The 24,571-nt window shown below is 72.2% G+C and carries 27 protein-coding genes; 15 read left to right on the top strand and 12 right to left on the bottom strand.

The window, feature by feature from the left end; translation table 11 throughout:
- Positions 1 to 60: 60 nt before the first annotated feature.
- From fba to CKO43_RS12420, 9 genes are all read left to right on the top strand, one after another.
- A complete protein-coding gene (fba, locus tag CKO43_RS12460; RefSeq protein WP_200227052.1) occupies positions 61 to 1,125 on the top strand; it encodes a class II fructose-bisphosphate aldolase in 1,065 nt (354 codons plus the stop codon).
- Between the two features lie 114 nt (positions 1,126 to 1,239).
- The gene (locus tag CKO43_RS12455; RefSeq protein ID WP_200378828.1) at positions 1,240 to 2,142 is read left to right on the top strand and encodes a phosphoribosylaminoimidazolesuccinocarboxamide synthase; all 903 of its coding nucleotides are present in this window, start codon (positions 1,240 to 1,242) and stop codon (positions 2,140 to 2,142) included.
- A gap of 3 nt (positions 2,143 to 2,145) precedes the next feature.
- Positions 2,146 to 3,246, top strand: coding sequence for a hypothetical protein (locus CKO43_RS12450; protein WP_200378827.1), 1,101 nt, complete (start codon positions 2,146 to 2,148; stop codon positions 3,244 to 3,246).
- A 108-nt stretch (positions 3,247 to 3,354) separates the two neighbouring features.
- A complete protein-coding gene (gene purE, locus CKO43_RS12445; RefSeq protein ID WP_200378826.1) occupies positions 3,355 to 3,861 on the top strand; it encodes a 5-(carboxyamino)imidazole ribonucleotide mutase in 507 nt (168 codons plus the stop codon).
- Positions 3,858 to 5,021 carry a 5-(carboxyamino)imidazole ribonucleotide synthase gene (locus CKO43_RS12440; protein ID WP_200378825.1) on the top strand — a complete coding sequence of 388 codons (1,164 nt, stop codon included), beginning with the start codon at positions 3,858 to 3,860 and terminating at the stop codon, positions 5,019 to 5,021. Before purE ends, CKO43_RS12440 begins: the two co-directional genes overlap by 4 nt.
- 9 nt (positions 5,022 to 5,030) lie before the next feature.
- Positions 5,031 to 6,005 carry an L-threonylcarbamoyladenylate synthase gene (locus CKO43_RS12435; protein WP_200378824.1) on the top strand — a complete coding sequence of 325 codons (975 nt, stop codon included), beginning with the start codon at positions 5,031 to 5,033 and terminating at the stop codon, positions 6,003 to 6,005.
- A gap of 40 nt (positions 6,006 to 6,045) precedes the next feature.
- A complete protein-coding gene (locus CKO43_RS12430; protein ID WP_200227063.1) occupies positions 6,046 to 7,011 on the top strand; it encodes an SGNH/GDSL hydrolase family protein in 966 nt (321 codons plus the stop codon).
- Between the two features lie 141 nt (positions 7,012 to 7,152).
- On the top strand, positions 7,153 to 8,373 hold the full coding sequence (locus CKO43_RS12425; RefSeq protein ID WP_242477844.1) for an SGNH/GDSL hydrolase family protein: 1,221 nt from the start codon (positions 7,153 to 7,155) through the stop codon (positions 8,371 to 8,373).
- Positions 8,374 to 8,408: 35 nt separating this feature from the next.
- A complete protein-coding gene (locus CKO43_RS12420) occupies positions 8,409 to 9,056 on the top strand; it encodes an OmpW/AlkL family protein (RefSeq protein WP_200227067.1) in 648 nt (215 codons plus the stop codon).
- On the opposite strand, the gene CKO43_RS12415 is transcribed toward CKO43_RS12420, so the two are convergent.
- Positions 9,044 to 9,358 carry a SemiSWEET transporter gene (locus tag CKO43_RS12415; protein ID WP_200227068.1) on the bottom strand — a complete coding sequence of 105 codons (315 nt, stop codon included), beginning with the start codon at positions 9,356 to 9,358 and terminating at the stop codon, positions 9,044 to 9,046. The genes CKO43_RS12420 and CKO43_RS12415 overlap by 13 nt on opposite strands.
- Positions 9,355 to 10,776, bottom strand: coding sequence for a D-alanyl-D-alanine carboxypeptidase/D-alanyl-D-alanine endopeptidase (gene dacB / locus CKO43_RS12410; protein WP_200378823.1), 1,422 nt, complete (start codon positions 10,774 to 10,776; stop codon positions 9,355 to 9,357). Before dacB ends, CKO43_RS12415 begins: the two co-directional genes overlap by 4 nt.
- A 32-nt stretch (positions 10,777 to 10,808) precedes the next feature.
- Between dacB and tsaB the strand changes: the two genes are divergently transcribed.
- From tsaB to CKO43_RS12395, 3 genes are read left to right on the top strand one after another with little or no spacing between them, the layout of a single operon-like run.
- Entirely contained in the window at positions 10,809 to 11,597 is a 789-nt protein-coding gene (tsaB, locus tag CKO43_RS12405; RefSeq protein ID WP_200378822.1) for a tRNA (adenosine(37)-N6)-threonylcarbamoyltransferase complex dimerization subunit type 1 TsaB, read from the top strand.
- A gap of 17 nt (positions 11,598 to 11,614) precedes the next feature.
- Positions 11,615 to 12,064 carry a ribosomal protein S18-alanine N-acetyltransferase gene (rimI, locus tag CKO43_RS12400; protein WP_200378821.1) on the top strand — a complete coding sequence of 150 codons (450 nt, stop codon included), beginning with the start codon at positions 11,615 to 11,617 and terminating at the stop codon, positions 12,062 to 12,064.
- A complete protein-coding gene (locus CKO43_RS12395; RefSeq protein ID WP_200378820.1) occupies positions 12,051 to 12,911 on the top strand; it encodes a uracil-DNA glycosylase in 861 nt (286 codons plus the stop codon). Before rimI ends, CKO43_RS12395 begins: the two co-directional genes overlap by 14 nt.
- Here the strand turns inward: CKO43_RS12395 and CKO43_RS12390 are convergent, their stop codons facing one another.
- Both CKO43_RS12390 and glmU read right to left on the bottom strand, forming a co-directional pair.
- Positions 12,912 to 14,363 (bottom strand): PAS domain-containing sensor histidine kinase, encoded by a 1,452-nt coding sequence (locus CKO43_RS12390; RefSeq protein ID WP_200227078.1) that lies wholly within the window; start codon positions 14,361 to 14,363, stop codon positions 12,912 to 12,914. It abuts the gene before it with no gap.
- A gap of 70 nt (positions 14,364 to 14,433) precedes the next feature.
- Complete coding sequence (gene glmU / locus CKO43_RS12385; RefSeq protein ID WP_200227080.1) at positions 14,434 to 15,807, bottom strand: bifunctional UDP-N-acetylglucosamine diphosphorylase/glucosamine-1-phosphate N-acetyltransferase GlmU; 1,374 nt, start codon at positions 15,805 to 15,807, stop codon at positions 14,434 to 14,436.
- On the opposite strand from glmU, the gene CKO43_RS12380 reads away from it, so the two are divergent.
- Positions 15,806 to 16,684 carry a DUF6279 family lipoprotein gene (locus CKO43_RS12380; RefSeq protein ID WP_200378819.1) on the top strand — a complete coding sequence of 293 codons (879 nt, stop codon included), beginning with the start codon at positions 15,806 to 15,808 and terminating at the stop codon, positions 16,682 to 16,684. The genes glmU and CKO43_RS12380 overlap by 2 nt on opposite strands.
- A 13-nt stretch (positions 16,685 to 16,697) precedes the next feature.
- Here the strand turns inward: CKO43_RS12380 and CKO43_RS12375 are convergent, their stop codons facing one another.
- The 4 genes from CKO43_RS12375 to CKO43_RS12360 are packed head-to-tail and all read right to left on the bottom strand — an operon-like array spanning position 16,698 to position 19,420.
- Positions 16,698 to 17,306, bottom strand: a complete 609-nt coding sequence (locus CKO43_RS12375; protein ID WP_200227083.1) for a DUF4136 domain-containing protein — start codon at positions 17,304 to 17,306, stop codon at positions 16,698 to 16,700.
- Positions 17,303 to 18,226: a tRNA 2-thiocytidine(32) synthetase TtcA gene (ttcA, locus tag CKO43_RS12370; RefSeq protein WP_431191959.1), complete on the bottom strand. Its 924-nt coding sequence runs from the start codon at positions 18,224 to 18,226 to the stop codon at positions 17,303 to 17,305. The genes CKO43_RS12375 and ttcA overlap by 4 nt, the downstream gene beginning before the upstream one ends.
- A gap of 5 nt (positions 18,227 to 18,231) precedes the next feature.
- Positions 18,232 to 18,624, bottom strand: a complete 393-nt coding sequence (locus CKO43_RS12365; protein WP_200227087.1) for a dihydroneopterin aldolase — start codon at positions 18,622 to 18,624, stop codon at positions 18,232 to 18,234.
- Positions 18,625 to 18,628: 4 nt separating this feature from the next.
- Positions 18,629 to 19,420 (bottom strand): SDR family oxidoreductase, encoded by a 792-nt coding sequence (locus CKO43_RS12360; RefSeq protein WP_200378817.1) that lies wholly within the window; start codon positions 19,418 to 19,420, stop codon positions 18,629 to 18,631.
- A gap of 18 nt (positions 19,421 to 19,438) precedes the next feature.
- Between CKO43_RS12360 and CKO43_RS12355 the strand changes: the two genes are divergently transcribed.
- Entirely contained in the window at positions 19,439 to 20,524 is a 1,086-nt protein-coding gene (locus tag CKO43_RS12355; RefSeq protein WP_200378816.1) for an SAM-dependent methyltransferase, read from the top strand.
- Positions 20,525 to 20,529: 5 nt separating this feature from the next.
- Positions 20,530 to 20,721, top strand: coding sequence for a DUF2905 domain-containing protein (locus CKO43_RS12350; RefSeq protein ID WP_200378815.1), 192 nt, complete (start codon positions 20,530 to 20,532; stop codon positions 20,719 to 20,721).
- 1 nt (position 20,722) lies between these two features.
- Here the strand turns inward: CKO43_RS12350 and CKO43_RS12345 are convergent, their stop codons facing one another.
- The 4 genes from CKO43_RS12345 to CKO43_RS12330 all read right to left on the bottom strand — a co-directional run.
- Positions 20,723 to 21,949, bottom strand: a complete 1,227-nt coding sequence (locus CKO43_RS12345; protein ID WP_200378814.1) for a multifunctional CCA addition/repair protein — start codon at positions 21,947 to 21,949, stop codon at positions 20,723 to 20,725.
- Positions 21,946 to 22,629, bottom strand: a complete 684-nt coding sequence (locus CKO43_RS12340; protein WP_200378813.1) for a glutathione S-transferase family protein — start codon at positions 22,627 to 22,629, stop codon at positions 21,946 to 21,948. Before CKO43_RS12340 ends, CKO43_RS12345 begins: the two co-directional genes overlap by 4 nt.
- Positions 22,630 to 22,672: 43 nt before the next feature.
- Positions 22,673 to 23,629 carry a complex I NDUFA9 subunit family protein gene (locus CKO43_RS12335; RefSeq protein WP_200378812.1) on the bottom strand — a complete coding sequence of 319 codons (957 nt, stop codon included), beginning with the start codon at positions 23,627 to 23,629 and terminating at the stop codon, positions 22,673 to 22,675.
- 4 nt (positions 23,630 to 23,633) lie between these two features.
- Positions 23,634 to 24,571 (bottom strand): lytic transglycosylase domain-containing protein (locus CKO43_RS12330; RefSeq protein ID WP_200378811.1); only part of this gene is annotated, 938 nt, incomplete at its 5' end.

Below are 24,571 nucleotides of genomic sequence, written 5' to 3'. Positions count from 1 at the left end.
TTCCGCAGTCCACGCCGCGTGCGGCGTGCCGTCATTCATTCATTTCGCGGGGATTCCACCATGCCACTCGTTTCGATGCGCCAGTTGCTCGACCACGCCGCCGAACACGGTTACGGAATCCCGGCTTTCAACGTCAACAACCTCGAGCAGGTTCAGGCGGTGATGTCCGCCGCCGCCGAGGTCGGTTCGCCGGCCATCCTGCAGGCCAGCGCCGGTGCCCGCAAGTACGCCGGCGAAGCCTTCATCAAGCACCTGATCCAGGCTGCCGTCGAGGCCTACCCGCAGGTGCCGCTGGTGATGCACCAGGACCACGGCCAGAGCCCGGCGATCTGCCGCGGCGCCATCGACCTGGGCTTCGGCTCGGTGATGATGGACGGCTCGCTGATGGAAGACGGCAAGACGCCGTCGAGCTTCGACTACAACGTCGAGGTCACGCGCAAGGTCGTCGCGATGGCGCACGAGGTCGGCGTCACCGTCGAAGGCGAACTCGGCTGCCTGGGCTCGCTCGAGACCGGCGAGGCGGGCGAGGAAGACGGCATCGGCGCCGTCGGCAAGCTCGACCATGCGGCGCTGCTGACCGACCCCGAGCAGGCCGCCGACTTCGTCCAGCGCACCCAGCTCGACGCGCTCGCGATCGCCATCGGCACCAGCCACGGCGCCTACAAGTTCTCGCGCCAGCCCACCGGCGACATCCTGGCGATCTCGCGCGTCAAGGAGATCCACGTCCGCATCCCCAACACCCACCTGGTGATGCACGGTTCGTCGTCGGTGCCGCAGGACCTGCTGGCGCTGATCAACCAGTTCGGCGGCAAGATGAAGGAGACCTACGGCGTGCCGGTCGCGGAGATCCAGGAAGCGATCAAGCACGGCGTGCGCAAGATCAACATCGACACCGACATCCGCCTGGCGATGACGGCGGCGGTGCGCAAGTTCCTGTTCGAGAACCCGGAGAAGTTCGACGCCCGCGAATGGCTCAAGCCCGCGCGCGAAGCCGCCAAGCAGATCTGCAAGCAGCGCTACCTCGAGTTCGGCTGCGAAGGCCAGGCGCCGAAGATCAAGCCGGTGAGCATGCAGGAGATGGCGCAGAAGTACGCCGCCGGCAAGCTGGCGCAGCTCGTCAACTGAGTTTTCACGGCCGCGCCAGCGTCCGTCGATGAGACGAAGAGGGGGCCGCAACCGGGGCCCCCTCCTGCTTTTTCAGTCCCACACTTTGAAGAGCGGGTCCCCCCGCTGAAGCGTATGAGCACAGCCCTGTACCAGTCGCAACTCCACTCGCTGCCGCTGCTGGCGCGCGGCAAGGTGCGCGACAACTACGCCGTCGGCGAGGACCGCATCCTGATGGTCGCGAGCGACCGGCTCTCGGCCTTCGACGTCGTGCTCGAGGACCCGATCCCGGGCAAGGGCGAGCTGCTGACGCGCATGGCGCTGTTCTGGTTCGACCAGCTCGCCGGCATCGTCCCGAACCACCTGACCGGCGATGACCCGGTCTCGGTCGTCGCCGCCGACGAGGTGGCCCAGGTGCGCGGCCGCTCGATGCTGGTCAAGCGGCTGAAGGGCCTGCCGGTCGAGGCCGTGGTGCGCGGCTACCTCGCCGGCTCCGGCTGGAAGGAGTACCAAGAGAGCGGCTCGGTCTGCGGTGTCGCGCTGCCGCCGGGGCTGAAGAACGCCAGCCGCCTCCCCGCACCGATCTTCACGCCGGCCACCAAGGCCGCGGTCGGCGACCACGACGAGAACATCCCGTTCGTGCGCATGGAAGAGATGATCGGCGCCGAACTGGCCGCCCAGGTGCGCGAGATCTCGATCCGCCTGTACGAGGCGGCCGCGGCGCACGCGCTGACGCGCGGCATCATCATCGCCGACACCAAGTTCGAGTTCGGCCTCGACGAAAACGGCACGCTGACGCTGATGGACGAGGTGCTGACGCCCGACTCCTCGCGCTTCTGGGAACTGGCCGGTTACCGCGAAGGCGAGAACCCGCCGAGCTACGACAAGCAGCCGGTGCGCGACTGGCTCGAGACCGCCACCGTCGACGGCCAGCCCTGGAACAAGCGCGCGCCGGCGCCGCGCCTGCCGGCCGAAGTGGCCGCGGCCAGCACCGCGCGTTACGCGCTCGCCTGCGAACGCCTGACGGCGCCCGCCTGAGCCATGAGCCGGCTGCTCGCGCGTCTGGACCACGAGCTTGCCGGCTGCCGCGACCCGCTGCGCCGCGCCGAACTGCTGGCCGAACGCGGCTGCCACCTGGCCCGCGTCGGCGACCGTGCCGGCGCCCAGCGCATCGCGGCCGAACTGCGCCAGGACCACGGCGACGGCCGCGCCAGCCGCATCGCGGTGCGCATCATGCTGCTCGAAGGGCTGATGCTGTTCTTCGACAACCTGGACCCTGCCGCCACCGACCGCATCCTGCGTGCCCACACCGTCGCGCTCGCCTGGCGCCACGACGACCTGATCCGCCTGACCGCTGCCTGGCTGGCGCACATGCAGTTCGTGCTCGGCGACTACGCCGCGATGGCGCGTGCGCTCGAACCCTGTTTCGACCGCCCCGGCGCCTGCCGCGAGGCCAGCAGCCGCGTCTGCGTCGTGCTCGGCAACGCCCACCAGATCGCCGGGCAGGGCGAGGCCGCGCGCCCCTGGTACGACCGCGCGCGCCACGAGGCCGCCGAACTCGGCGACGACGCGACGATCGGCGCGCTCGTCTACAACCGCCCGGCGCTGTCGCTGATCACGCTGCGGCTGGATGCGCTGCGTGGCCGCCTGGACGCCGGTGCGCTGCAGTTCGCGGCGATGGGCATCGAGTCCGCCTACGCCTACTGCCTGGGAGCGCAGCAGTACTCGCTGATGCAGCTGCTGCTGGTGTCGCGGGCGCGGGTCGCGATGCTCGGTGGCGACGCCGCGGCCGCGGTGACGCAGTTCGACGCGCTGCTGCAGCCGGCCGACCTGCGCTTCGGCTTTCACGCCGACCGGCTGATGCTGGAGATCGAACGCGCCGCCTGCCTGCAGGCCGCCGGCCGCGAGGCCGATGCGCGCAGCGCGCTGGACGCGCTCGACCCGGCGCTGCACATGCAGCTGGCGCTCGAAGACCAGCTGCTGTTCCTGCTGCAGCACGCGGCCTTGTCGCAGGCGCTGGGCTGCCCCGCACGCGCCGCGGCCTGGGCCGCTGCGCTCGCCGAGGTTCAGGGAAGGTACGATTCCGAGATCGACCGCCTGAAAGTGGCGCTCGCCGGCCTGCAGCCGGCACGTCTGGCCTGAAGGGCCCCGCCGCACCCGAACTGCCGGTGCCCGGCGCCCGCCCGATGCGCCGGTTCATGCGACGATGGCGGTCTGCGCCGTCCAACTGATCTGCAAGGAATCGCCCTCTTGAGTTCCCCCGATACCCCGGCGCCGCGCGTCGCGATCGTCCTCGGCTCGTCCAGCGACTGGGAGACCCTGCGCGGCGCAGCCGAGCTGCTGAAGGAGTTCGACGTGCCTTACGAGGCGCGCGTGCTGTCGGCGCACCGCATGCCCGACGAGATGTTCGCCTTCGCCGAGACGGCGCGTGAACGCGGCCTGCGCGCGATCATCGCCGGTGCCGGCGGCGCCGCCCACCTGCCGGGCATGGTCGCGGCCAAGACCACGGTGCCGGTGCTCGGCGTGCCGGTGGCCAGCCGCCACCTGCAAGGTGTCGACTCCCTGTATTCGATCGTGCAGATGCCCAAGGGCGTCCCGGTCGCGACCTTCGCGATCGGTGCCGCTGGCGCAGCCAACGCGGCGCTGTTCGCGGTCGCGATGCTGGCCGCCGACGACGAGGTGCTGCACGCCCGGCTCGCCGCCTTCCGCGTTCGCCAGACCGAGGCCGCGCGCGCGATGACGGCCGATCTCAAGTGAGCGCGCCCGTCCTGCTCCCGGGCGCCACGCTCGGCGTGATGGGCGGTGGCCAGCTCGGCCGCATGTTCGTGCACGCCGCGCAGGTGCTCGGCTACCGCACCGTCGTGCTCGAACCCGACGCCACCAGCCCGGCCGGACTCGTCGCCCACCAGCACGTCGCCACCGGCTACACCGACGCCGCCGGCCTGGCCGAGCTGGCGAGCGTCTGCGACGCGGTGACGACCGAGTTCGAGAACGTTCCCGCCGATTCGCTGCGCACGCTCGCCGAGCGCCTGCCGGTGGCACCGGCTGCGGCCGCGGTCGAGATCTGCCAGGACCGCGCCGCCGAGAAGCGCCACTTCCAGCGCGCCGGCGTGCCCTGCGCGCCGTTCGCGACGATCGAGGCCGAAGCCGACCTCGCCGGCGCCGCCGGCCTCCTGCCCGGCATCCTGAAGACCGCGCGCCTGGGCTACGACGGCAAGGGCCAGGTGTCGGTGTCGACTCCCGCGGAACTCGCCGCTGCCTGGCAGCGCCTGGGCCGCGCCGCCTGCGTGCTGGAAAAGCGCCTGCCGCTGGCGCTGGAGCTGAGCGTCATCGTCGCCCGCGGCCGCGACGGCACGATCGTCAGCCTCCCGCTGCAGCAGAACCTGCACCGCGACGGCATCCTCGCGGTGACGCAGGTGCCGGCACCTGAGGTCACGCCGGCGCTGGCCGCCGAGGCGGTCGGCTGCGCCGGCCGGCTGGCCGCGTCGATGGACTATGTCGGCGTGCTCTGCGTCGAGTTCTTCGTGCTCGCCGACGGCAGCCTGGTCGCCAACGAGATGGCGCCGCGGCCGCACAACTCGGGCCATTACAGCCTCGACGCCTGCGACGTCTCCCAGTTCGAGCTGCAGCTGCGCACGCTCGCCGGCCTGCCGCTGGTGGCGCCGCGGCTGCATTCGGCGGCGGTGATGCTGAACCTGCTCGGCGACCTGTGGTTCCCGGGCGATGCGACCTTGCCGCGCACGCCCGACTGGGGCGGCGTGCTGGCGCTGCCGGGCGTGGCGCTGCATCTGTACGGCAAGACCGAGGCGCGCCGCGGCCGCAAGATGGGCCACCTGACGGTGACCGCACCCGACGCCGCGAGCGCGCGCACGACCGCGCTCGAGGTCTGCCGGCTGCTGGGCCTGGCCGCGTACTGAGGGCAGCCGATGCCGATACTCGACGGACGCCGCGCCGCGGCCATCACCAGCGCGGCCGAACGCCTGCGCGACGGCGGCCTGGTCGCCTTTCCCACCGAGACCGTCTACGGCCTGGGCGCTCGCGCCGACCGCGACACCTCGACCGCCGCGGTCTTCGCCGTCAAGGGCCGGCCCGACGACCACCCGCTGATCGTGCACGTCGCCGACCCGGCCGCGGTCACCGAGTTCGCCGAAGAACCGGGGCCGGTGGCCCGGGCGCTGATGGCGCGTTTCTGGCCCGGCCCGCTGACGCTGATCCTGCGCCGCCGCCCCGGCCGCGGCGAGGCCGCCGCCGGCGGCCAGGACACGATAGGCCTGCGCCTGCCTTCGCATCCGGTGGCGCTGGCGCTGCTGCAGGAGGCCGCGCGGCTGGGTGTTCCCGGCGTCGCCGCGCCCAGCGCCAACCGTTTCGGCCGCGTCAGCCCGACGAGTGCGCGCCACGTGCTCGGCGAGTTCGGCGAAGGCCTGCTGATCGTCGACGGCGGCGACTGCGAAGTCGGCATCGAGTCGGCGATCGTCGACTGTTCCGGTGCGACGCCGACACTGCTGCGCCCGGGTGCGCTCGACCGGCGCGAGATCGAAGCCGTGATCGGCAGGCCGCTGGCCGCTCCCGGCGCCGATTCGCCGCGTGCCTCGGGCACGCTCGCCTCGCACTACGCGCCCAGCGCCCGCCTGCTGCTGCTGGACACGGCGTCACTGACGGCCATGCTCGCGCAACCGGCGCCGCCGGGCGTCGCGGTATATTCCCGCGTCGTTCCGCCTGCGGGTTGCGGCTTAAGCCACCGGCCGATGCCGGCCGATGCCGGTGCCGCGGCGCACGAGTTGTTCGCGGCCCTGCGCGAGTTCGACGCTGGTGGCGCGACGCTCGTCTGGGTCGAACAGCCGCCGCCCGGTCCCGAGTGGGACGGGGTTCGTGACCGCCTCACCCGCGCTGCCGCCGCCTGACACAACCGCCCCCGGGCGCAGCTTCCGTTTCGGAGTCCACATGTCCTTCTTCTTGAACCGCGGCCGAATCCTCCGTCGCGTGCTTGGCGGCGTTGCCATCGCCGCGGCGCTCGTGGCCTGCGGTGGCGGCACCTCGCAGTACGAGGAGTTCAACCCGAGCCGGATCATCGTCTTCGGCGACGAGAACAGCCTGCTCAACGCCGACGGCAAACGCTGGGCGATCAACAACGTCTCCGTCGACACGACCACCTCGGTCGAGACTTTCGCCTGCGGTTCCAACCCGATCTGGGTGCAGCGGGTGGCGTCGAACTACGGATTCGTGTTCGAGCAGTGCAATCCGGACGACGGCAACGTCCAGGCCTTCTTCCGGTCGAATAACGGCGCGCTCGTCGCCGATCTGCAGGCGCAGATCGACGCCCAGATCGCCGCCGGCGGCTTTCGCAGCAACGATCTCACCACGGTGATGATCGGTGCCAACGACATCCTCGAGCTCTACAAGCAGTTTCCGACGCGTACCGCGAGCGACCTGAAGTCGGAAGCCGCCGAGCGCGGCAAGACGCTCGCAACGCAGGTCAACCGGCTCGCCGATCTCGGCGCCCGCGTCCTGCTGTCCAACGTGCCGGACATGGGACTGTCGCCTTACGCGTTGACGGAGAAGTCGCTCAACACCGACGTCGACCGTGCCGCCTTCATCACCGATCTCGTTCAGGCCTTCAATGAATCCCTGGGCTCCAAGATCGTGATCGACGGCCGCTACATCGGCCTGGTGCAGTCGGATGTGCGCGTTCAGGTGATGGAGAAGTCGCCATCCAGCTTTGATCTCGATAACGTGAAGGTCGCTGCCTGCCTGGAGAGCGCAGCGTTGCCTGACTGCAACACGCAGACCCTGGTCGACGGTGCCGCCAACAGCAATTACCTCTGGGCCGACAGCTGGCACCTGAGCACACGCGCCCACTACGAAATCGGTGCATTGGCCATCAGCCGCGCCGAAAACAATCCCTTCTGACACCGCCTGCCCCGCGGCGAACGCCGCGGGTTTTCTCTCCTCAGGGTTGCCCCCCGGGCGCTTATAGTCGCCGACGCTAAATTAGAACGAACGTTCGTCATTACGACGTTCGAGACCTAGATAGAAAGCGGGGCAGACATGATGAAGATGCGCAGGGGCGTGCTCGCGGCAGCCGTCACGGCGGCGCTGTTGGCGGCATGCGGCGGCGGCAATCCCGATCCGGGCGGCGACGGGCCGTCCGGGGCACCGTCGACGGTCGGCAGTTTCACCGCCGTGGTGTCCTTCGGCGACAGCCTGAGCGACGTCGGCACCTATTCGCCCGCGACCTCGCTGGCGGGCAATGGCAGCTCGCCGTATCTGGGCGGCAAGTTCACGACCAACACCGACTCGTCCACCGGCGATCTGATCTGGGTGGAGCGGGTTGCCGCGACGCTGGGCATCACGATCACGCCGGCCGACATGGGTTTCGCTGGGCAGTCGCAAGCCTGCCCGGCAGCGACGATCAACCCCGCGCTGGCCGGCACCTGCACCGCGTACGGTCAGGGCGGCTCGCGGGTGACGGACCCGGAAGGTATCGGACACACCAAGGACGGCGCACCCGCTGCGCTGACGGTTCCGGTTGCCACCCAGATCGACCGCCACCTGGAGCGCTTCGGCAGTTTCAAGGACAGCGACCTGGTCATCATCTGGGCCGGCAACAACGACGCCTTCATCCAGCTGCAGACCTTCGTCGCCACCGCGACCTCGATCCAGACCCAGGTCGCCACCGGCGCCATCACCGCCGAACGCGGCAACAAGCTGCTGTACGACGCGCAGAGCGCGGCGCAGGAGGGCATGAAGGAAGCGGCGTTCGAGCTCGCGGGCTACGTCAAGAACAAGATCCTCGCGCACGGCGGCAAGTACGTCGCGATCGGCAACCTGCCGAACTCGGCGCTGACGCCGCAGTTCCAGGCCTATCCGGCGAGCATCCAGGGCGTGCTGAAGACCATCACCGAGACCTTCAACCTGTGGTTGCGCGAAGGCCTCGATGACCTGCCGGTGCAGATCATCGACATGGCCTCGATCGGTGCCGCGGTCAATGCCGCCCCGGCCAGCTACGGCTTCACGAACATCACGACGCCGGCCTGCAGCGCCACCAAGATCAGCTTGATCACCGGTGGCCAGATCACTGACGGCTCCTCGCTGTTCTGCAACGCCACCACCGGCATGCCCTACAACGGCCTGAGCGACGGCGCCGACACCTCGACCTGGTTCTTCGCCGACGGCGTGCACCCGACCAGCGGCGGCCACGCGTACTACGCGGATCAGATCCTGACCCAGCTGCGTGCGTTCGGCTGGGTTGCGGCGCCCGCCGCGCAGTGAGCGCCACGCGACTGGCCGAGACAAGGAATCCAGACATGAACAAGACGATTCGCGCGCTGGCGATGCTGACGCTGGCGGCCGGCGCCGCCGGCATCGCACAGGCTCAGGACTACAACGTCAACGTCGTCAAGGCGGGCATCACTCGCTACGACACGCATGCACAGACCAACGGCGTGAGCGGGCTGGGCGTGCCCGCCGGCGCAGACGCCAATACGAGCGACGCGACCACGGTCGTGCTGATCTACGAGCGCATGGTCTCGCCCAACGTCGGCGTCGAACTCGTGCTCGGCGTGCCGCCGAAGATCGAGGGTTATGCCGACGGCTCGGTCGACTACCTGGGCAAGGTGGTCGAGGCGCGGTCGGTGTCGCCGACGCTGCTGTTCAACTACCACTTCGGCGAACCGGCGGACAAGTTCCGCCCCTACGTCGGCCTGGGCATCAACTACACCCACTTCGCCAGGCGCAAGTCGCCGTACGGCTGGAAGGTGCACATGGAAGACTCGTGGGGTCCGGCGGCCGAAGCCGGCTTCTCCTACAAGTTCGACCGGCAGTGGGGCATGTTCGGCAGCGTCGCCGTGCTCAAGGTGAAGAGCGAATTGGTCGGCGAAGGCGCCGCGGTGATCAAGACCACCGTCAACTACCGCCCGGTGGTCTTCACCGGCGGTCTGAGCTACAGCTTCTGATCCGCGTCCACGCGACGGCCGCGCCCGCGGCCGTCGCGGCGCTGCGAGCGTTCGATCGAGATCTTCAGCCCGAGGATCGTCGCCGCCAGCGCCAGCGTCGCCGTGTTCGCGGCGATGATGGGCCACTCGCCGAGCGCGAGCCCGTAGGCCAGCCACGTCGCCACCCCGGCGGTGAACACCGCGTACATGCCCAGCGAGATGCCGCTGACGTCGCGCGTGCGCAGCGTCAGCAGCGCCTGCGGCACGAAGGCCGCGGTGGTCAGCGTCGCGGCCAGATAACCGAGCAGGTCCGAAAGCGTCATGGTGTCGTGGTGCCGGGTGCGTCGCGCGCCGTCCACTGCAGCAGCGCGTCGAACGCCGGCCGGGCGGCGGCGGCGTTCGGGTGCTGCAGCAGCGCGACGAAGGCGTAGCGCCGGCCGCTGTCCGAGAACACGTAGCCGGCCAGGGCCGCGACGTCGCGCAGCGAGCCGGTCTTCAGGTGCGCGCGTCCGGGCATCAGCGCCCGCGCGCGGCGCATCGTGCCGTCGATGCCGGCGATCGGCAGCGAGGCGACGAACTCGGGCATGGACGGGCTGGCGTAGCCGCGCTCGAGCAGGCGCGCCAGCAGCCCGGCGCTGAGCCGCGTGCTGCGCGACAGCCCCGACCCGTTGTCCAGCACGGTGCCGGCGGGCAGCGGGCCGAGCGCCTCGTCCAGCCATTCGGCGAGTGCGGCGCGGGCGCCGGCGGCGTCGGCGGGGATGTCGGGCCGGCGCTGCAGCGCCAGCGTGCGCGTGATCTGCTCGGCCATCGTGTTCTGGCTCAGCTTGTTCATGTCGCGCAGCAGATCGGCCAGCGGCGGCGAACGCAGCTCGAAACTCGGTGCCGTGTCGCGCGGCGCGAGGCCGGCACGCGCGCGGCCGGTCAGGCGGCCGCCGAGTTCGGCCCACAGCCCTTCCAGCAGCCGGGCGTCGTAGCTCTGCGGGTCGGGGTCGGCGACGTACCAGGCGAGTTCGCCGCAGCCCACCGGGTAGCGGCCGGCGAAACGCACCTCGGCGCCGAAGCTCGCCTTCAGCGCGCTGCGCCAGTCGACGCAAGGCCCGGTGTCCAGCGGCACCGTCGCCTGAATCGCGGTGCGCGCCAGCGGCGGGTCGACCAGCACGCGTGCGACGCCGGCGCCGGGGTCGGGCACGAAGCTGTAGCCGACCGAGCGGAAGTTCGGCAGCAGCGCCGCTGGTTGCACGTTGTAGGGCCGCGTGCTCTCGCCGTCGAAGTCGCCCGGCTCGGCCTGCGCCGGCGCGAAGGCCGAGCCGTCGAGCACGATGTCGCCGCGGATCTCGTGCACGCCGAGCTGCCAGACGCGGCGCAGCGCGGTGCGCAGCCGCTCGGCCGTCAGCTGCGGGTCACCGCGGCCCTGGATCACCAGCGTGCCGTCGAGCACGCCGTCGTGGATCTGGCCCTGCAGCCAGACCGGTGTCGTCCAGGTCCAGCCCGGCCCCAGGCGCTCGAGCGCCGCCAGCGTCGTCAGCAGCTTGGTCACCGAGGCCGGGTTCAGCGCCAGGTCGCCCTGCCAGGCCAGGCGCGTCGGCCCCGCCGGCAGCTCGCGCACGACGACGGCCAGCGCCGTGGCCGGCACCTCGGCGCGGCGCAGCGCCGCCAGCGCCTCGGGCGGCAGCGCCTGGGCCGTCGCGCTGGCGGCAGCGGCCGCGAGCACGGCGCAGGCGAGGGCACGCGGCAGGGTCATGCGGGCGATGATCGCACGGCTAAACTCGCCCGATGCCCCATCCGTCCCCCCCGCGCGGCGCTGCAGCGCGCGCGAGCCACGAGACGGCGCGACTGCTCGCCTTCGACACCTCCACCGAACGGATGGCGGTCGCGCTCGTCGCGCCGCACGGCGCCTGGACCGCCGACGAACCCGGCGGCGCGCTCGCCTCGGCCGCGCTGCTGCCCTGCGTGCACGCGCTGCTGGCCCGGGCCGGCATGGCCCTCGCGGACCTGGACGCGATCGCCTTCGGCCGCGGCCCCGGCGCCTTCACCGGGCTGCGCACCAGCTGCGCCGTGGCCCAGGGCCTGGCCTTCGGCCTGGGCTGCCCGGTGCTGCCGCTGGGCAGCCTGCTGATCGTCGCCGAGGACGCACGCATCCAGCGCGCGCCGCAGGACGCCGCGTTCGAGGTCGACGTCGCGATGGACGCGCGCATGGAAGAGGTCTACGCCGGCCGCTACCGCTGGACCGAGGGCCGCTGGCAGGAGCTGGCCGCGCCGGCGCTGTACACGCTGGAGGCCTTCGCGGCGATGGCCGCGGACGGGCCGGGCGCGGTCGCCGGGTCGGCGCTCGCGGCCTTCGGCGAGCGCCTGGGGCTGGCTCCGCAGCGGGCGCGCGTGCCGACCGAACACGAGCGCGCCGCCGCGCTGCTGCGCCTGGCGCAGGCCGCGCACGCGGCCGGCGAGGGCGTGGACGCGGCGCTGGCGCTGCCGCTGTATCTGCGCGACAAGGTCGCACTGACGACGCGTGAACGCGAAGCCGTGCGTGCCGCCCGCGACGCCGCCGCGGAGGCGCCGCGGTGAGCGCGGCGCTGCGGACCATGACACTCGCCGACCTCGACGCCGTCGTCGCGATCGAGGCCGGCGCCTACCCCTTCCCCTGGACACGCGGCAACTTCGTCGACTCGCTCGCTGCGGGATACGAGGCCTGGGTGCTGGAGGGCGGCGGCGCCGTCGTCGGCTACTACCTGGCGATGGTCGGCGTCGACGAGATGCACCTGCTCAACGTCACCGTCGCCGTAGCGCGCCAGCGCCAGGGCCTGGGCGTGCGCCTGTTGGACGCGCTCGATGCCCGCTGCCGCGAGCTCGCGCTGCCGATGCTGTGGCTCGAGGTGCGCGCCAGCAACGAACGTGCGATCGCGGTCTACCTGCGCCGCGGCTTCCAGCCCGTCGGCCGGCGCCGCGGCTACTACCCGGCGCACCAGGGGCGCGAGGATGCGATCGTGATGAACCGGCGGGTGCCGCAGGAGGCGCGTGATGGCCTGGTCTGAACGCCAGGTCGCGATGCTGCGCACGATCGGCGTGCGCCTGTGGCAGCCAGCCGCCGACGCCCCGGCCGAGGCCGAGACCCCGGCCGAGCCGGTTCCGGTCGAGCCCGCGGCCCAGCTGCGCCGCGAACCGCTCCCGGTGGCCGCAGCGTCGCCTGCCGCCGTCGAGGCGCCGGCCGCAGCCGCGCGCGCTCAACCGGCGCGCGCCGAAGCCGCGCCGGTACGCGCACCGGCCGTGGCCGCGGCGCCCGCCGCCGACGCCGGCTCCGCGGCCGGCCTGGACTGGCCCGCGCTGCGCGACGCGGTCGCGGCCTGCAGCGCCTGCACGCTGTCGCAGAGCCGCACGCAGACCGTGTTCGGCGTCGGCCACCCGCAGGCTCACTGGATGATCGTCGGCGAGGCGCCGGGCGAGCAGGAGGACCTGCGCGGCGAACCCTTCGTCGGCCCGGCCGGGCAGCTGCTGGACGCGATGCTGCGCGCGCTGGCGCTGTCGCGTGCGGCCGACGGCGAGGCCGCGCAGCGGGTCTACATCGCCAACACGCTGAAGTGCCGGCCGCCGCGCAACCGCAACCCGGCACCCGAGGAGCTGCAGCGCTGCGAGCCCTTCCTCGTGCGCCAGATCGAACTCGTGCGGCCCCGCATCATCCTGGCGATGGGGCGCTTCGCGGTCCAGGCGCTACTGCGCAGCAGCGAGCCCATCGGCAAGCTGCGCGGGCGTGTGCACCGCTACCAGGGCGTGCCGCTGGTCGTCACCTATCACCCGGCCTATCTGCTGCGCAACCTGCCCGACAAGGCGCGCGCCTGGGACGACCTGTGCCTGGCGGCCTCGGTGGCCGAACGCGCCAGCTGATCAGGCGGCGTTTTCCCAGCGCAGCGTGAAGCGTGCGTCGCTGCCGGCGCGGGCGCAGGTCAGACGGGCGCCGGTGACGCTGGCCAGGCGGCCGGCGAGTTCGATCGCCAGGCCCGCGCCGTCCTGGGCATTGGTGGTGCAGGGCAGGTCGGTCTCGGGCACCGCCGCCACGGTTTCGCCGATGCACAGCTCGACGCCGCCGGCCGTCTGCCGCAGCGCCAGCCGCAGGTCGCCACCGCGCTCGCGCAGCGCCTGCAGCACCAGCGTGCGCAACAGCTGCTGCAGCGCGTGGCGGTCGGCGACCAGCACCACCGGCCCGGCCGGCAGCTCCAGCACCAGGCGCCGGCCGGCGTGATCGGCCAGCGGCGCAAGCGAGGCCTGCAGCAGCGGCAGCAGCGCCGCGAGGTCCAGCGGCTCGGGCGCCAGCTGCGGCGCACCCGACTGCAGCTGCGCCAGCGCCAGCAACTGCTCGATCAGCGCCAGCAACTGCTCGCCGCTCTGGCGCACGATGGCCAGCTGGTGCCGCTGCTCGCCGCTCAGCGCACCTGCCTGCTGCATCAGCAGCAGCCCCGAGAAGCCGAGGATCGCGTTCAGCGGCGTGCGCAGCTCGTGGCTCATCGTCGAGAGGAAGCGGTCCTTGGCCTGGTTGGCGACGGTGAGCTCGATGTTCTTGTCCTGCAGCGCCTGCTCGAACTGGCGCTGGCGCGAGGTGTCGCGGATCGCGCTCATCACGTAGTGGCCGTCGCCGACGTCCAGCGGGCTCAGGCTGATCTCGACCGGGAACTCGCGCCCGTCGTGCCGGCGCCCGTACAGCTCGAGGCCGGCGCCCATCTGGCGCACCTGCGGCCGGGCGCGAAAACGCAGCCGGTGCGCGACGTGGGTGGCGCCGAAACGCGAGGGCAGCAGCGTCTCGATCGGCTCGCCGATCAGCTGCGCGCGCGTGCAGCCGAACATCGACTCGGCCTGGCCGTTGAACAGCACGATGCGGCCGATGTCGTTGGCGATCACGATCGCGTCCGGCACCGACTCCAGCAGGTCGCGGTAGCGCTCCTCCAGCAGCCGGGTGTCGCGTGCGATCGTCAGCGCGGTGATGTCGCGCTCCGAGACCGCGTAGGCGCGCAGACTGCCGTCGGGACCGAACACCGCGCGCAGCGCGCTGTCGGCATGCACCAGCGCGCCGTCCTGGCGCCGGCGCAGCACGGCGCGCGCCGTGACGCCGCCGTCGCGTGCCCGCCGGCGGCGCGACTCCTCTTCGCCGTTGGCGCCCGGCGGCACCACCAGCTCGTCCCACAGGCTGCCGATCGCGACCTCGGCGGGGTAGCCGTACAAGGCTTCGGCACCCGCGTTCCACAGCAGCACGCGGCCATCAGCGCCGAACAGCGCCATCGCGTCGGGCGACTGCTCGAACAGCAGCTGCTGCAGCTGCAACCGGTCCACGGCGACGGTGTCCATGGTCTCCTCTCGGCGGTGCGGGCCGCCGGGCGGAAGGGACAGGGGCAATGCGCGCGCCTGGCGCGCGGCTTCAGCCCTTGGGCTTCTTCTTCGGCCGCTGCCAGCCCGAGAGGCTGGCCTGGCGCGCGCGCGCGACGGTGAGCTGGCCGGCCGGCGCGTCCTTGCCGATGGTCGAGCCGGCGCCGATGGTCGCGCCTTCGCCGATCGTCACCGGGGCGACCAGCACGCAGTTCGAGCCCACGTGCACGTCGGCGCCGATCACGGTGCGATGTTTGTTCGCGCCGTCGTAGTTGGCGGTGATGCTGCCGGCACCGTAGTTGACACGCGGGCCGACCGTCGCGTCGCCGAGGTAGGCCAGGTGGTTGGCCTTGGCGCCGTCGGCAAGCGTGGAGTTCTTCACCTCGACGAAATTGCCGATGTGCACCTCGCGGCCGAGCTCGGCGCCCGGGCGCAGGCGCGCGAACGGGCCGACCAGGGCGCCGGCGCCGACGGTCGCGCCTTCGACGTGGGTGAAGGGGTGCAGCACCGCGCCGGCGCCGATCTCGGCGTCGCGGACCACGCAGTTGGCGCCGATCGAGACGCCGTCGCCCAGCACCACCCGGCCTTCGAAGACGCAGTTGACGTCGATCTCGACGTCCTGGCCGCACTCCAGCGTGCCGCGCTGGTCGAAACGCGCCGGGTCGGCCAGGCGCACACCGGCGGTCATCAGCGACTCGGCGCGCTGGCGCTGCAGGCGGCGTTCCAGGTCGGCGAGCTGCGCCGGGCTGTTGACGCCCAGCACCTCGGTCTCGCCCGAGGCCGCCGCGGCGACCACGGCCACGCCTTCGGCCACCGCCATGCCGACGATGTCGGTCAGGTAGTACTCGCGCTGGGCGTTGTCGTCGGCGAGCGCCATCACCCAGCGTTTGAGCCGCGCCGTCGGCGCCGCCATCATGCCGGTGTAGACCTCGCGGATCAGGCGCTGTTCGGCGCTCGCATCCTTGTGCTCGACGATGCCGGTGACATGGCCCGCCGGGTCGCGCACGATGCGGCCGTAGCCGCTCGGGTCGGCGAGTTCGACGGTCAGCAGCGCCAGGCGCTCGCCGCCGCAGGCCGCAGCCAGCGCGGCGGCGGTCTCGGTGCGGATCAGCGGCACGTCACCGTTGAGGATCAGCGTCGTCTCGGCGGCGTCGTCGAGGGCCGGCACCGTCTGCTGCACCGCGTGGCCAGTGCCCAGCTGCGGCTGCTGGCGCACGAACACCGCGCCGCTGGCGGCCGCGGCCGCTTCCACCTGCTCGGCGCCGTGGCCGGTGACGACGATGCTGCGCTTGGCCCCCAGCGGCGTGGCGGCATCCAGTACATGCTGCAATAGGCTGCAGCCGCCCAGGCGGTGCAGCACCTTCGCGCGCGCCGACTTCATCCGCGTGCCTTTGCCCGCGGCCATCACGACGACGTTCAATGCCATGAGACGGTCCCTGCTGAAAGTGGCAATTATCGCGGCCGTGCTGGTGCTGGCCGGCTGCAGCACGCTGCGCCTGGGCTACGCCAACGGCCCCCGGCTCGCGTGGTGGTGGCTCGACGGCTACTTCGACTTCAGCTCGCAACAGGAGCCGGCGGTGCGGGCCGCGATCGGGCGCTGGTTCGACTGGCATCGGCACAGCGAACTGCCCACCTACGCCACGCTGCTGGCCGAAGCCGGCACGGCGGCGCTGCAGCCGACGACGCCGGACCAGGTCTGCCGCTGGAGCGCACGGTTTCGCGAAGCCTCGGAGCCCGCGGTCGACCGCGCGCTGCAGGAAGGCGCACCGCTGGTCGCCGGGCTGCGCGAGGCGCAGCTGCAGCACCTCGAGCAGCGTTTCACCAAACGCCTGGCCGACATGCGCGACGAGTACCTGCAGAGCGACCCGGCCAAGCGCCGCGAAGCCTCGGTCGAACGTGCGACCGACCGCATCGAGCAGCTCTACGGGCGGCTGGACGGCGCGCAGCGTGCGCTGGTCGCCGAACTCGTCGCCGAGTCACCTTTCGACGCCGAGGCCTGGGTGGCCGAACGCGACCGCCGCCAGCGCGAGGTCGTGCAGACCCTGCGCCGGCTGGTCGCCGAACGTGCCGACGCCGCCCAGACGCTGCCGGCGCTGCGGGCGCTGGCCGCACGCAGCGAACGGTCGGCCGACGCCGGCTACCGCGAGCTGATGCTGAAGCTGGACGACTACAACTGCCGCTTCGCCGCGCGGGTGCACAACGCGGCCACAGCGGCACAGCGTGCCAAGGCGCGCGAGCGCCTGCTCGGCTGGGGGCAGGACCTGCGCTCGCTGGTCGTCACCGGCGAGACCGCGCTGCCCTGAAGGCGGGGCCGGCTCAGGGCTTGCCGGCCAGCGGCACGACGACGCGGTGCGGGTTGACGCCGGTCTTCGGGAAGTCGGCGAGCGCGGCCGAGAACATCGCCGCCAGCGTCGGGTCGTCCAGGCCGCTGTTGCTGTCCAGGCTGGCGCGGGCCTCGAACAGCGGCTGGCCGCTGGTGCGGTCGCGCAGCAGCAGCGCGACCTCGCTCTCGTAGCGCGGCATCCGGTCCAGGTAGCCCGGCCCCCAGTAGGGCCCGGGGCCGTACCAGGGCGAATGGCGCCAGTAGCCCCAGCCGCCGCGCCACCACATCGGGTCGTCCCAGACGATGCGTTCGTTGCGCGAGACGCGCGCGCCGACCTGCACCAGCACGTCGGGCTGCTGGCCGGCGGCTGCCGGCGTGAAGCCGGCCTTCTCCAGCGCCGGGCGCGCGGCCAGTTCCAGGCGCTCGGTCTCGGCGGCTCGCGCCTGCTGCGAGGGCAGGCGGTCGAAGGCGTAACTGCCGGCCGCCCGTTCGGCCGGCCAGCTGCCATAGCTGGAAACGTCGGCGGTGACGCTGTTCAGGCCGGCGCAGCCGGTCAGCAGGGCGGCGGCGGCGAGCGCCGCGGCACCGATCCAGGTCTTCATGGTGTGTCCTCGGAGTCGGGGGCGATGCGCAGGGCGCCCGGTGCCGGCGGCGGCGGCGCGCAGGGCTCTTCGTCGAAGGCCTTGTCGCCGTCCGCGTCGGCGACACCGGTCGCGCGCAGCGTCTCGAAAGGATAGAGCTTGCGATCCATCATGTGCGAAGGGACGATGTTGCCCATCGCGGTGAACATGTTGTCGATCCGTCCGGGGTACTGGCGTTCCCATTCGCGGATCATTTTCTTCGTCAGCACGCGCTGCAGGTTCTCCTGGTTGCCGCACAGCGAGCAGGGAATGATCGGGAAGGCCCGGTGTTCGGCCCAGCGCTCGAGGTCGGTCTCGGCGACGTAGGCCAGCGGCCGGATGACGACGTGGCGGCCGTCGTCGCTGACCAGTTTGGGCGGCATGCCCTTCATGCGGCTGCCGAAGAACATGTTCATCAGCAGCGTGACCACCATGTCGTCGCGGTGGTGGCCCAGGGCGATCTTGGTCGCGCCGATCTCGCTGGCGACGCGGTAGAGCACGCCGCGGCGCAGGCGCGAGCACAGGCTGCACATCGTCTGGCCTTCGGGCACCAGGCGCTTGACGATCGAGTAGGTGTCCTGCTCCTCGATGCGGAACTCGACGCCGCGGCTCTTCAGGTAGGCCGGCAGCACCTCGGCGGGGAAGCCCGGCTGCTTCTGGTCGAGGTTGACGGCGACGATCTCGAAGTCGATCGGCGCGCGCTCGCGCATCGACAGCAGGATGTCCAGCAGCGCGTGGCTGTCCTTGCCGCCGGACATGCAGACCATGACCCGGTCGCCGGCCTCGATCATGTTGAAGTCGCCGATCGCCTGGCCGACCTGGCGGTGCAGGCGCTTGGACAGCTTGTTCGCTTCGAACGCGGCCTTCTTCGCCGCCGCGGCGTCGGTGGTGACGGTGTCCATCGTGTTCATTCCTTGCAGCCGAAGACCTCGACGCCGACGGCCGCGCAGTCGGGGTAGACGTCGGGCTTCTCGGTCGAGACGCGTGCCGCGCGCACCATCGGGTGCGCCAGCAGCGCGCGCAGCAGGTCGTCGGCCAGCGTTTCCTGCAGGTGGATGTGGCCGCGCGCGACACGTTCGGCGACGGTGCTGCGGATGAAGTCGTAGTCCAGCACCTCGGCCAGCCGGTCTTCGCGCGGCGTCGAGAGCGCCAGCGGCACCCACAGGTCGACGTTGATGACGAGGCGCTGCTCGCCTTGTTTCTCGAAGTCGTGCACGCCGATGTTGACGTTGATCTCGTGCTCGCGCAGGAAGAGGCGGCGGCAGTCGCGCAGCGTGGCGGCGAAGGGCAGGTTTTGCATGGGTTCAGTCCTGGCGGGCGAGAAAAAGCACGTCGCGCGCCTGGGCCTGCAGGTGCTGGCCGCCGTCGACGAGGATCGTGGTGCCGGTGATGGCCGGCGATTCGAGAGCAAAACGCACCGCGCGAGCGATGTCGCCGGGCGTGGAGGAGCGGCCCAGCGGCGTCATCGTGTGCGCCGCGGCGAATTCGGCCGCGTCCATGTCGCCCGAAGGCAGCGTGACACCCGGCGCGACGCCGCAGACACGCACCGCCGGCGCCAGCGCCTGCGCCAGCAGCGTCGTCGCCTCGCGCAGCGCGGCCTTGGCGAGCGTGTACGACAGGTGGTCGGGGTTCGGGTTCCAGAGCTTCTGGTCGAGCAGGTTGACGACGCAGCCGCCACCGGTGCGCGCCAGCGCCCGCGCCAGCACGACGGCCGGCGCGACGTTGGCGCGCCAGGCGCGCTCCATCGCCGCGTAACCGAAGTCGTCGATGCTGTCGTACTCGAACAGCGAGGCGTTGTTGACGACGGCGTCGACGCGGCCGAACGCCGCCTGCACCGCCGGCAGCAGCGCTTCGCACTGGGCTTCGTCGGCGAGGTCGGCGGCGAAGGCCTCGCCGCGCGCACCGACCGAGGCCAAAGCACGCTGCGCGCTCTCGGCGTCGGCGGCCGAGTCGCGGTGGTGCAGCGCCACGTCCCAGCCGTGGGCGGCGAGTTCGAGCGCGATGGCGCGGCCGATGCGGCGCGCGCCGCCGGTGACGAGCGCGACCGGACGGCCGCTGCGGGGCGCGTCCACGCCGCCGACGTGGGCTGTTTTCATGCTTCCTACAATGCCCGCGTGACCACAGGCGAACCCGACAGTTTATCGGCGCGCATCGCCGCGCGCCTGCGCGCGGACGGCGGCTGGTGGCCGTTCGACCGCTTCATGGCCGCGGCACTGTACGAGCCGGGGCTGGGCTACTACACCCGGGGCGCCCCGGTGTTCGGCACGATGCCGGCCTCGGGCAGCGATTTCGTCACGGCGCCCGAGCTGTCGCCGCTGTTCGGCGCCGCGTTCGCGCGCCAGCTGGCGCAGGCGCTGCAGGCCGCCGGCGCGCAGGATGTCTGGGAGTTCGGCGCCGGCAGCGGCGCGTTCGCGGCGCAGCTGCTCGCCGCGCTGCCGCCGGACACGCGTTACCACGTCGTCGACCTGTCGGGCACGCTGCGCGCACGCCAGGCCGCACACCTGGCGCCGTTCGCGCCGCGCGTGTCCTGGCACGACACGCTGCCGGATGCGATCGAAGGTGTCGTCGTCGGCAACGAGGTGCTCGACGCGATGCCGGTGCAGCTGCTGCACTGGGACGGGCAGCGCTGGCACGAGCGCGGTGTCGTCGTCGACGACGGTCGTTTCGCCTGGGCTGACCGGCCGACGGTGCTGCGGCCGCCGGTGGATGCCGACTTCGTGCCCGGCACCGTCGTCGAGCTGCCGGCGCAGGCCGCGGCCTTCATCCGCACGCTGGCGGCGCGGCTGGTGCGCGGCGCCGCCTTCTTCGTCGACTACGGTTTCCCCGAGCGCGAGTACTACCACCCGCAGCGCCGCGGCGGCACGCTGATGTGCCACCGCGCGCACCGCGCCGACACCGACCCGCTGGCCGATGTCGGCACCAAGGACATCACCGCCCACGTCGACTTCACCGCCGTCGCACTCGCCGGCCAGGACGCCGGTCTGGACGTCGTCGGCTACACCTCGCAGGCGCGGTTCCTGGCCAATTGCGGCTTTCTCGATCTGCTAGCGGGCGCCGACCTGAAGACCATCGCCAACGCCCAGAAGCTGATCACCGAGCACGAGATGGGCGAACTGTTCAAGGTGATCGGTTTCGCCCGCGGGCTGCCGGATTTCGCTCCCGTCGGTTTTGCCGCCGGCGATCGCACGCACACGCTGTAGCCGCGATGCGCTGGCTGCTGGTCTTCCTCGTCGCCTGCCTGATCTTCAACGGCCTGCAGCACTGGTTCGCCAAGCTGGGCTTGGGCCGGCTGCCCGGTGACCTGCGTTTTCGCGTCCGCGGCCGCGACTGGTTCCTGCCGATCACCAGCTCGCTGGTGCTGAGCCTGATCGTCGGGCTGATCTCGCTCGTCGTCTGAGCTAGAGCCGCGCGCCGACGGCGTCGGCACGGGCGAGCTGGATCGCGGCGGCGATCTGCGGCCCCTTGGCGCCGCGTTCGGCCGCGGCGGCGGCCACGGCCGCGGTGTCGACGCCGCGTGCGGCCTCGAACAGCTCGGTCAGCCGGGCGCGCTGCGGGTAGGGACTGTCCTCGAAGCCGGTGCGGCCGCGCGCGTCGCATTCGCAGGCCAGCAGCAGCTCGGCGAAACGCTGCGGCCGGCGGAAGGCGTCGCAGCGCTCGAGCAGGCGCACGACAGCGGCAGCGCCGAACTCGCCGCTGCGGTGCACGTTGCCGTGTTCACGCGCGACGACCTCGGCCAGCTCGCGGCAGGGGTTGGGCACGCGCCAGCGTTCGCCGGCGGCACGCGCCAGCGTTGCGCTGCGGACTTCGTGGCCGATGTGCCGCGGCAGCAGCTCGGCCGGCGTCTGGCCCTTGCCCAGGTCGTGCGTCAGGCAGGCCCAGCGCACCGCGAGCGGCGCCTGCAGCCGCGCCGCCATGTCCAGCACCAGCAGCATGTGGGCGCCGGTGTCGACCTCGGGGTGGTGTTCGGGCGGCTGCGGCACGCCCCAGAGCCGGTCGAGCTCGGGCATCAGCCGCGCCAGCGCGCCGCAGCGCCGCAGCAGCTCGATCATGCGGCTGGGCCTGGCCTCCATCAGCCCGCGCGACAGCTCCTGCCAGACACGCTCGGGCACCAGCGCGTCGACTTCGCCGTCGGCGACCAGGCGCTCGAGAAGCGCCTCGGTCTCGGGCGCGACCGTGAAGTCGGTGAAACGTGCCGCCAGCCGCGCCAGCCGCAGCAGCCGCACCGGGTCCTCGACGAAAGCCTCGCTGACGTGGCGGAACACCCGCGCCTGGATGTCGCGCTGCCCGCCCCAGGGGTCGACCAGGCTGCCGTCTTCGGCGCGTGCAATGGCGTTGATCGTCAGGTCGCGGCGCCGCAGGTCCTCTTCCAGCGTCACCGACGGGTCGGCGTGGAAGCTGAAGCCGTGATAACCCGGCGCCGACTTGCGTTCGGTGCGCGCCAGCGCCACTTCCTCGCCGGTCTCGGGGTGCAGGAAGACCGGGAAGTCGCGCCCCACCGGCCGGAAACCGGCGGCGACCAGTTCCTCGGGCGTGCTGCCGACGACGACCCAGTCGCGGTCGCTCGCCGGCAGGCCCAGCAGCGCGTCGCGCACCGCGCCGCCGACGACGTAGAAGCGGCCCTTCATCGGCTGGTGCGGTAGGGTTCCTCGTCGGCGATGTAGTCGGCCTCGGCCAGCGCATCGGCGATCCAGGCGGCGACGCCGGGCGCGGCCAGCACCCGCCGCACGTAGGCGCGGGTGGCGTCGGACACCGGCAGCGCGTAGCTGATCAGGCGTGTGCAGACCGGTGCGTAGAAGGCGTCGGCGGCACCGAACTCGCCGAACAGGAAGGGGCCGCCGCTGGCCTGCAGCGCCTCGTCCCACATCGATTCCAGCCGCGCGACGTTGCGCCGCAGCGCCGGCTGCCCGGCCCACAGGCGTTCGCCGACGTCGGGCAGCGCGGCCTCGATGTTCATCGCGCAGTGCTGGCGCAAGGCGCCGAAGCCGCCGTGCATCTCGGCGCACAGGCTGCGGGCGCGCGCGCGCTGCCGGGTGTCGGCCGGCCAGACGCCGGCGGCAGGGAAACGTTCGGCCAGGTACTCGGCGATCGCCAGCGTGTCCCAGACCACGAAGCCCTCGTCCAGCAGCACCGGCACCAGGCCGGCCGGGCTGACGGCGGCGACCTCGCGCCGGAAGTCGGAGCCTTCGGTGAAGTCGAAGCGCAGCTTGCGCTCCTCGAACGGAATGCCCAGCTGGCGCATCAGCACCCAGGGCCGCATCGACCAGGACGAGTAGTTCTTGTTGCCGATCACCAGTTGCAGAGCCATCGCCGCCTCCATCGAGCCAGCCGCGATGCTAGGCCACAAGCGCTCAGAGGCGGCGCGCGTGCGCGCGCAGGCGCTCGTAGCGGCCGCGGCCGCCGACGCCGCCCAGATACCCCGGCGCCACCGCCTGCATCGAGGCCGGCACGATGCCCAGCGCCTCCAGCCCCGGCAGCTTGCCGCCGGCGACGTTGGGCACGCGCATCGAGTCGAGGTTGTCGCGCGACATCAGCGGCGTGCCCGGCATCGATTCCATCAGCCGCGCCTGCAGCCGCGCCAGCCCCGCCGGCACCGGGATCTGGCGCCGTTCGTGGCCCGACCAGCGCCCGGCCAGGCGCACGATCTCCGACAGCGTGTAGACCTTGGGGCCGGCGAGTTCGTAGACCTGGCCGATGGTCGCCGGGTCGTCGATGCAGCGCACGATCGCGGTGGCCACGTCCTCGATCCACACCGGCTGCATCTTCGCGTCGCCGGCGGGCAGCGGCACCACCGGCGCGACGGCCTGCAGGTCGGCGAAGACGTTGAGCACGCGGTCCTCGGCGCCGAAGATCAGCGAGGGCCGCACGATGGTGAGCGCGACGCCGGGCGACTGCAGCGCGGCCTCGCCCTCGGCCTTGCTGCGCAGGTAGTTCGACGGCCCGCCGGCACCGACGCCGAGCGCGCTGACGTGCACGACGCGGCGGCCGCCGGCGGCGGCGCAGGCGTGGGCGATGCGCCGCGGCAGCTCGACGTGCACACGCTGGAACTGCTCGCGGCTGCCGTGCAGGATCGCGATCAGGTTGACGACGACGTCGGCTTGCGCCACCAGACGCGCCAGCGTGCGCTCGTCGTGCACGTCGGCCTCGACCAGTTCGACCGTCGGCAGTGAACGCAGCACGGTGCCGTGCGCCAGCCGGCGCGTGGGCACGATGACGCGGCCACCGCCGCCGCCGTTGCGTTCGACCAGACGCTCGACGAGCGCCTTGCCGAGGAAGCCGGTACCACCGAGAACGAGCACGTTTTTCATGAGGTCAGGGGAGTTCACGGTCGCTGGGAGGAGCGTTCGAGTCGGGCGGGCCGATCGGGCTGCCGAGCCTGGCCTTCAGCGACGGCGGCTGCGCGCCCAGCAGGGCGCCATAGTAGACGGCGTTGGACAGCACCTTCTTCACGTAGTCGCGGGTCTCGCCGATCGGGATCGCCTCGATCCACGCGGCCGGCTCGACCACCGGCGCATCGCGCCAGCGCCGCGGCCGGTTCGGCCCGGCGTTGTAGCCGGCGGTGGCCAGCGGCTGCGAGCCGGCAAAGTCGTCGAGCACCATCTTCAGGTAGCTGGTGCCCAGCAGCAGGTTGGTGTCGGGGTCGGCCAGCATCGCCGGCTTGAAGTCCAGCCCGATGCGGCGCGCGACGATGCGCGCCGTGCCCGGCATCACCTGCATCAGCCCCGAGGCGCCGGCGCCCGAGCGCACCGTGGTGATGAAGCGCGACTCCTGGCGCATCAGGCCGTAGACGTAGGCCGGGTCGATGCCGACGCGGCGTGTCGTCTGCAGCACCTGGCTGCGGTGCGGTGTCGGGAAACGCTGCGCCAGGTCGACTTCGCTGCGCGTGCGCTCGCTGGTGTTGATGCACAGGTCCCAGGCCTCGTGCTCGCAGGCGAGCGCGGCCGCTGCCAGCAGCTCGCGGTCGCCCAGGCCGCGGCGCGTGAAGTTCCATTCGCGCACGCCTTCCGAGCGCAGGCCGAGCTCGAGCAGGCGCAGCGCGCGCCCGAAGCCGGCATTGGCCGCGGCCGCTTCGCGCTCCGGCGCCGCCAGCGTGCGCGGCGGCGGCAGCAGCACGATGGGCAGGCCCAGGTCCTCGGCGGCGAGCTGGCCGTAGAAGCCCTGCTGGCCGGCGATGGCCTGCAGCATCGCGCGCGCCGCGCTGCGGTCGGCGTCGCCGGCCGCGCCGGCGGCGGCCGGCGCCGCCATCGCGC

The sequence above is a fragment of the Rubrivivax gelatinosus genome (genome assembly GCF_016583785.1).
GTDB classification, from domain to species: Bacteria; Pseudomonadota; Gammaproteobacteria; order Burkholderiales; family Burkholderiaceae_C; genus Rubrivivax; species Rubrivivax gelatinosus_B.
The sequence above is the reverse complement of the archived record's forward strand: the minus strand, read 5'-3'. Positions and strand labels throughout refer to the sequence as shown.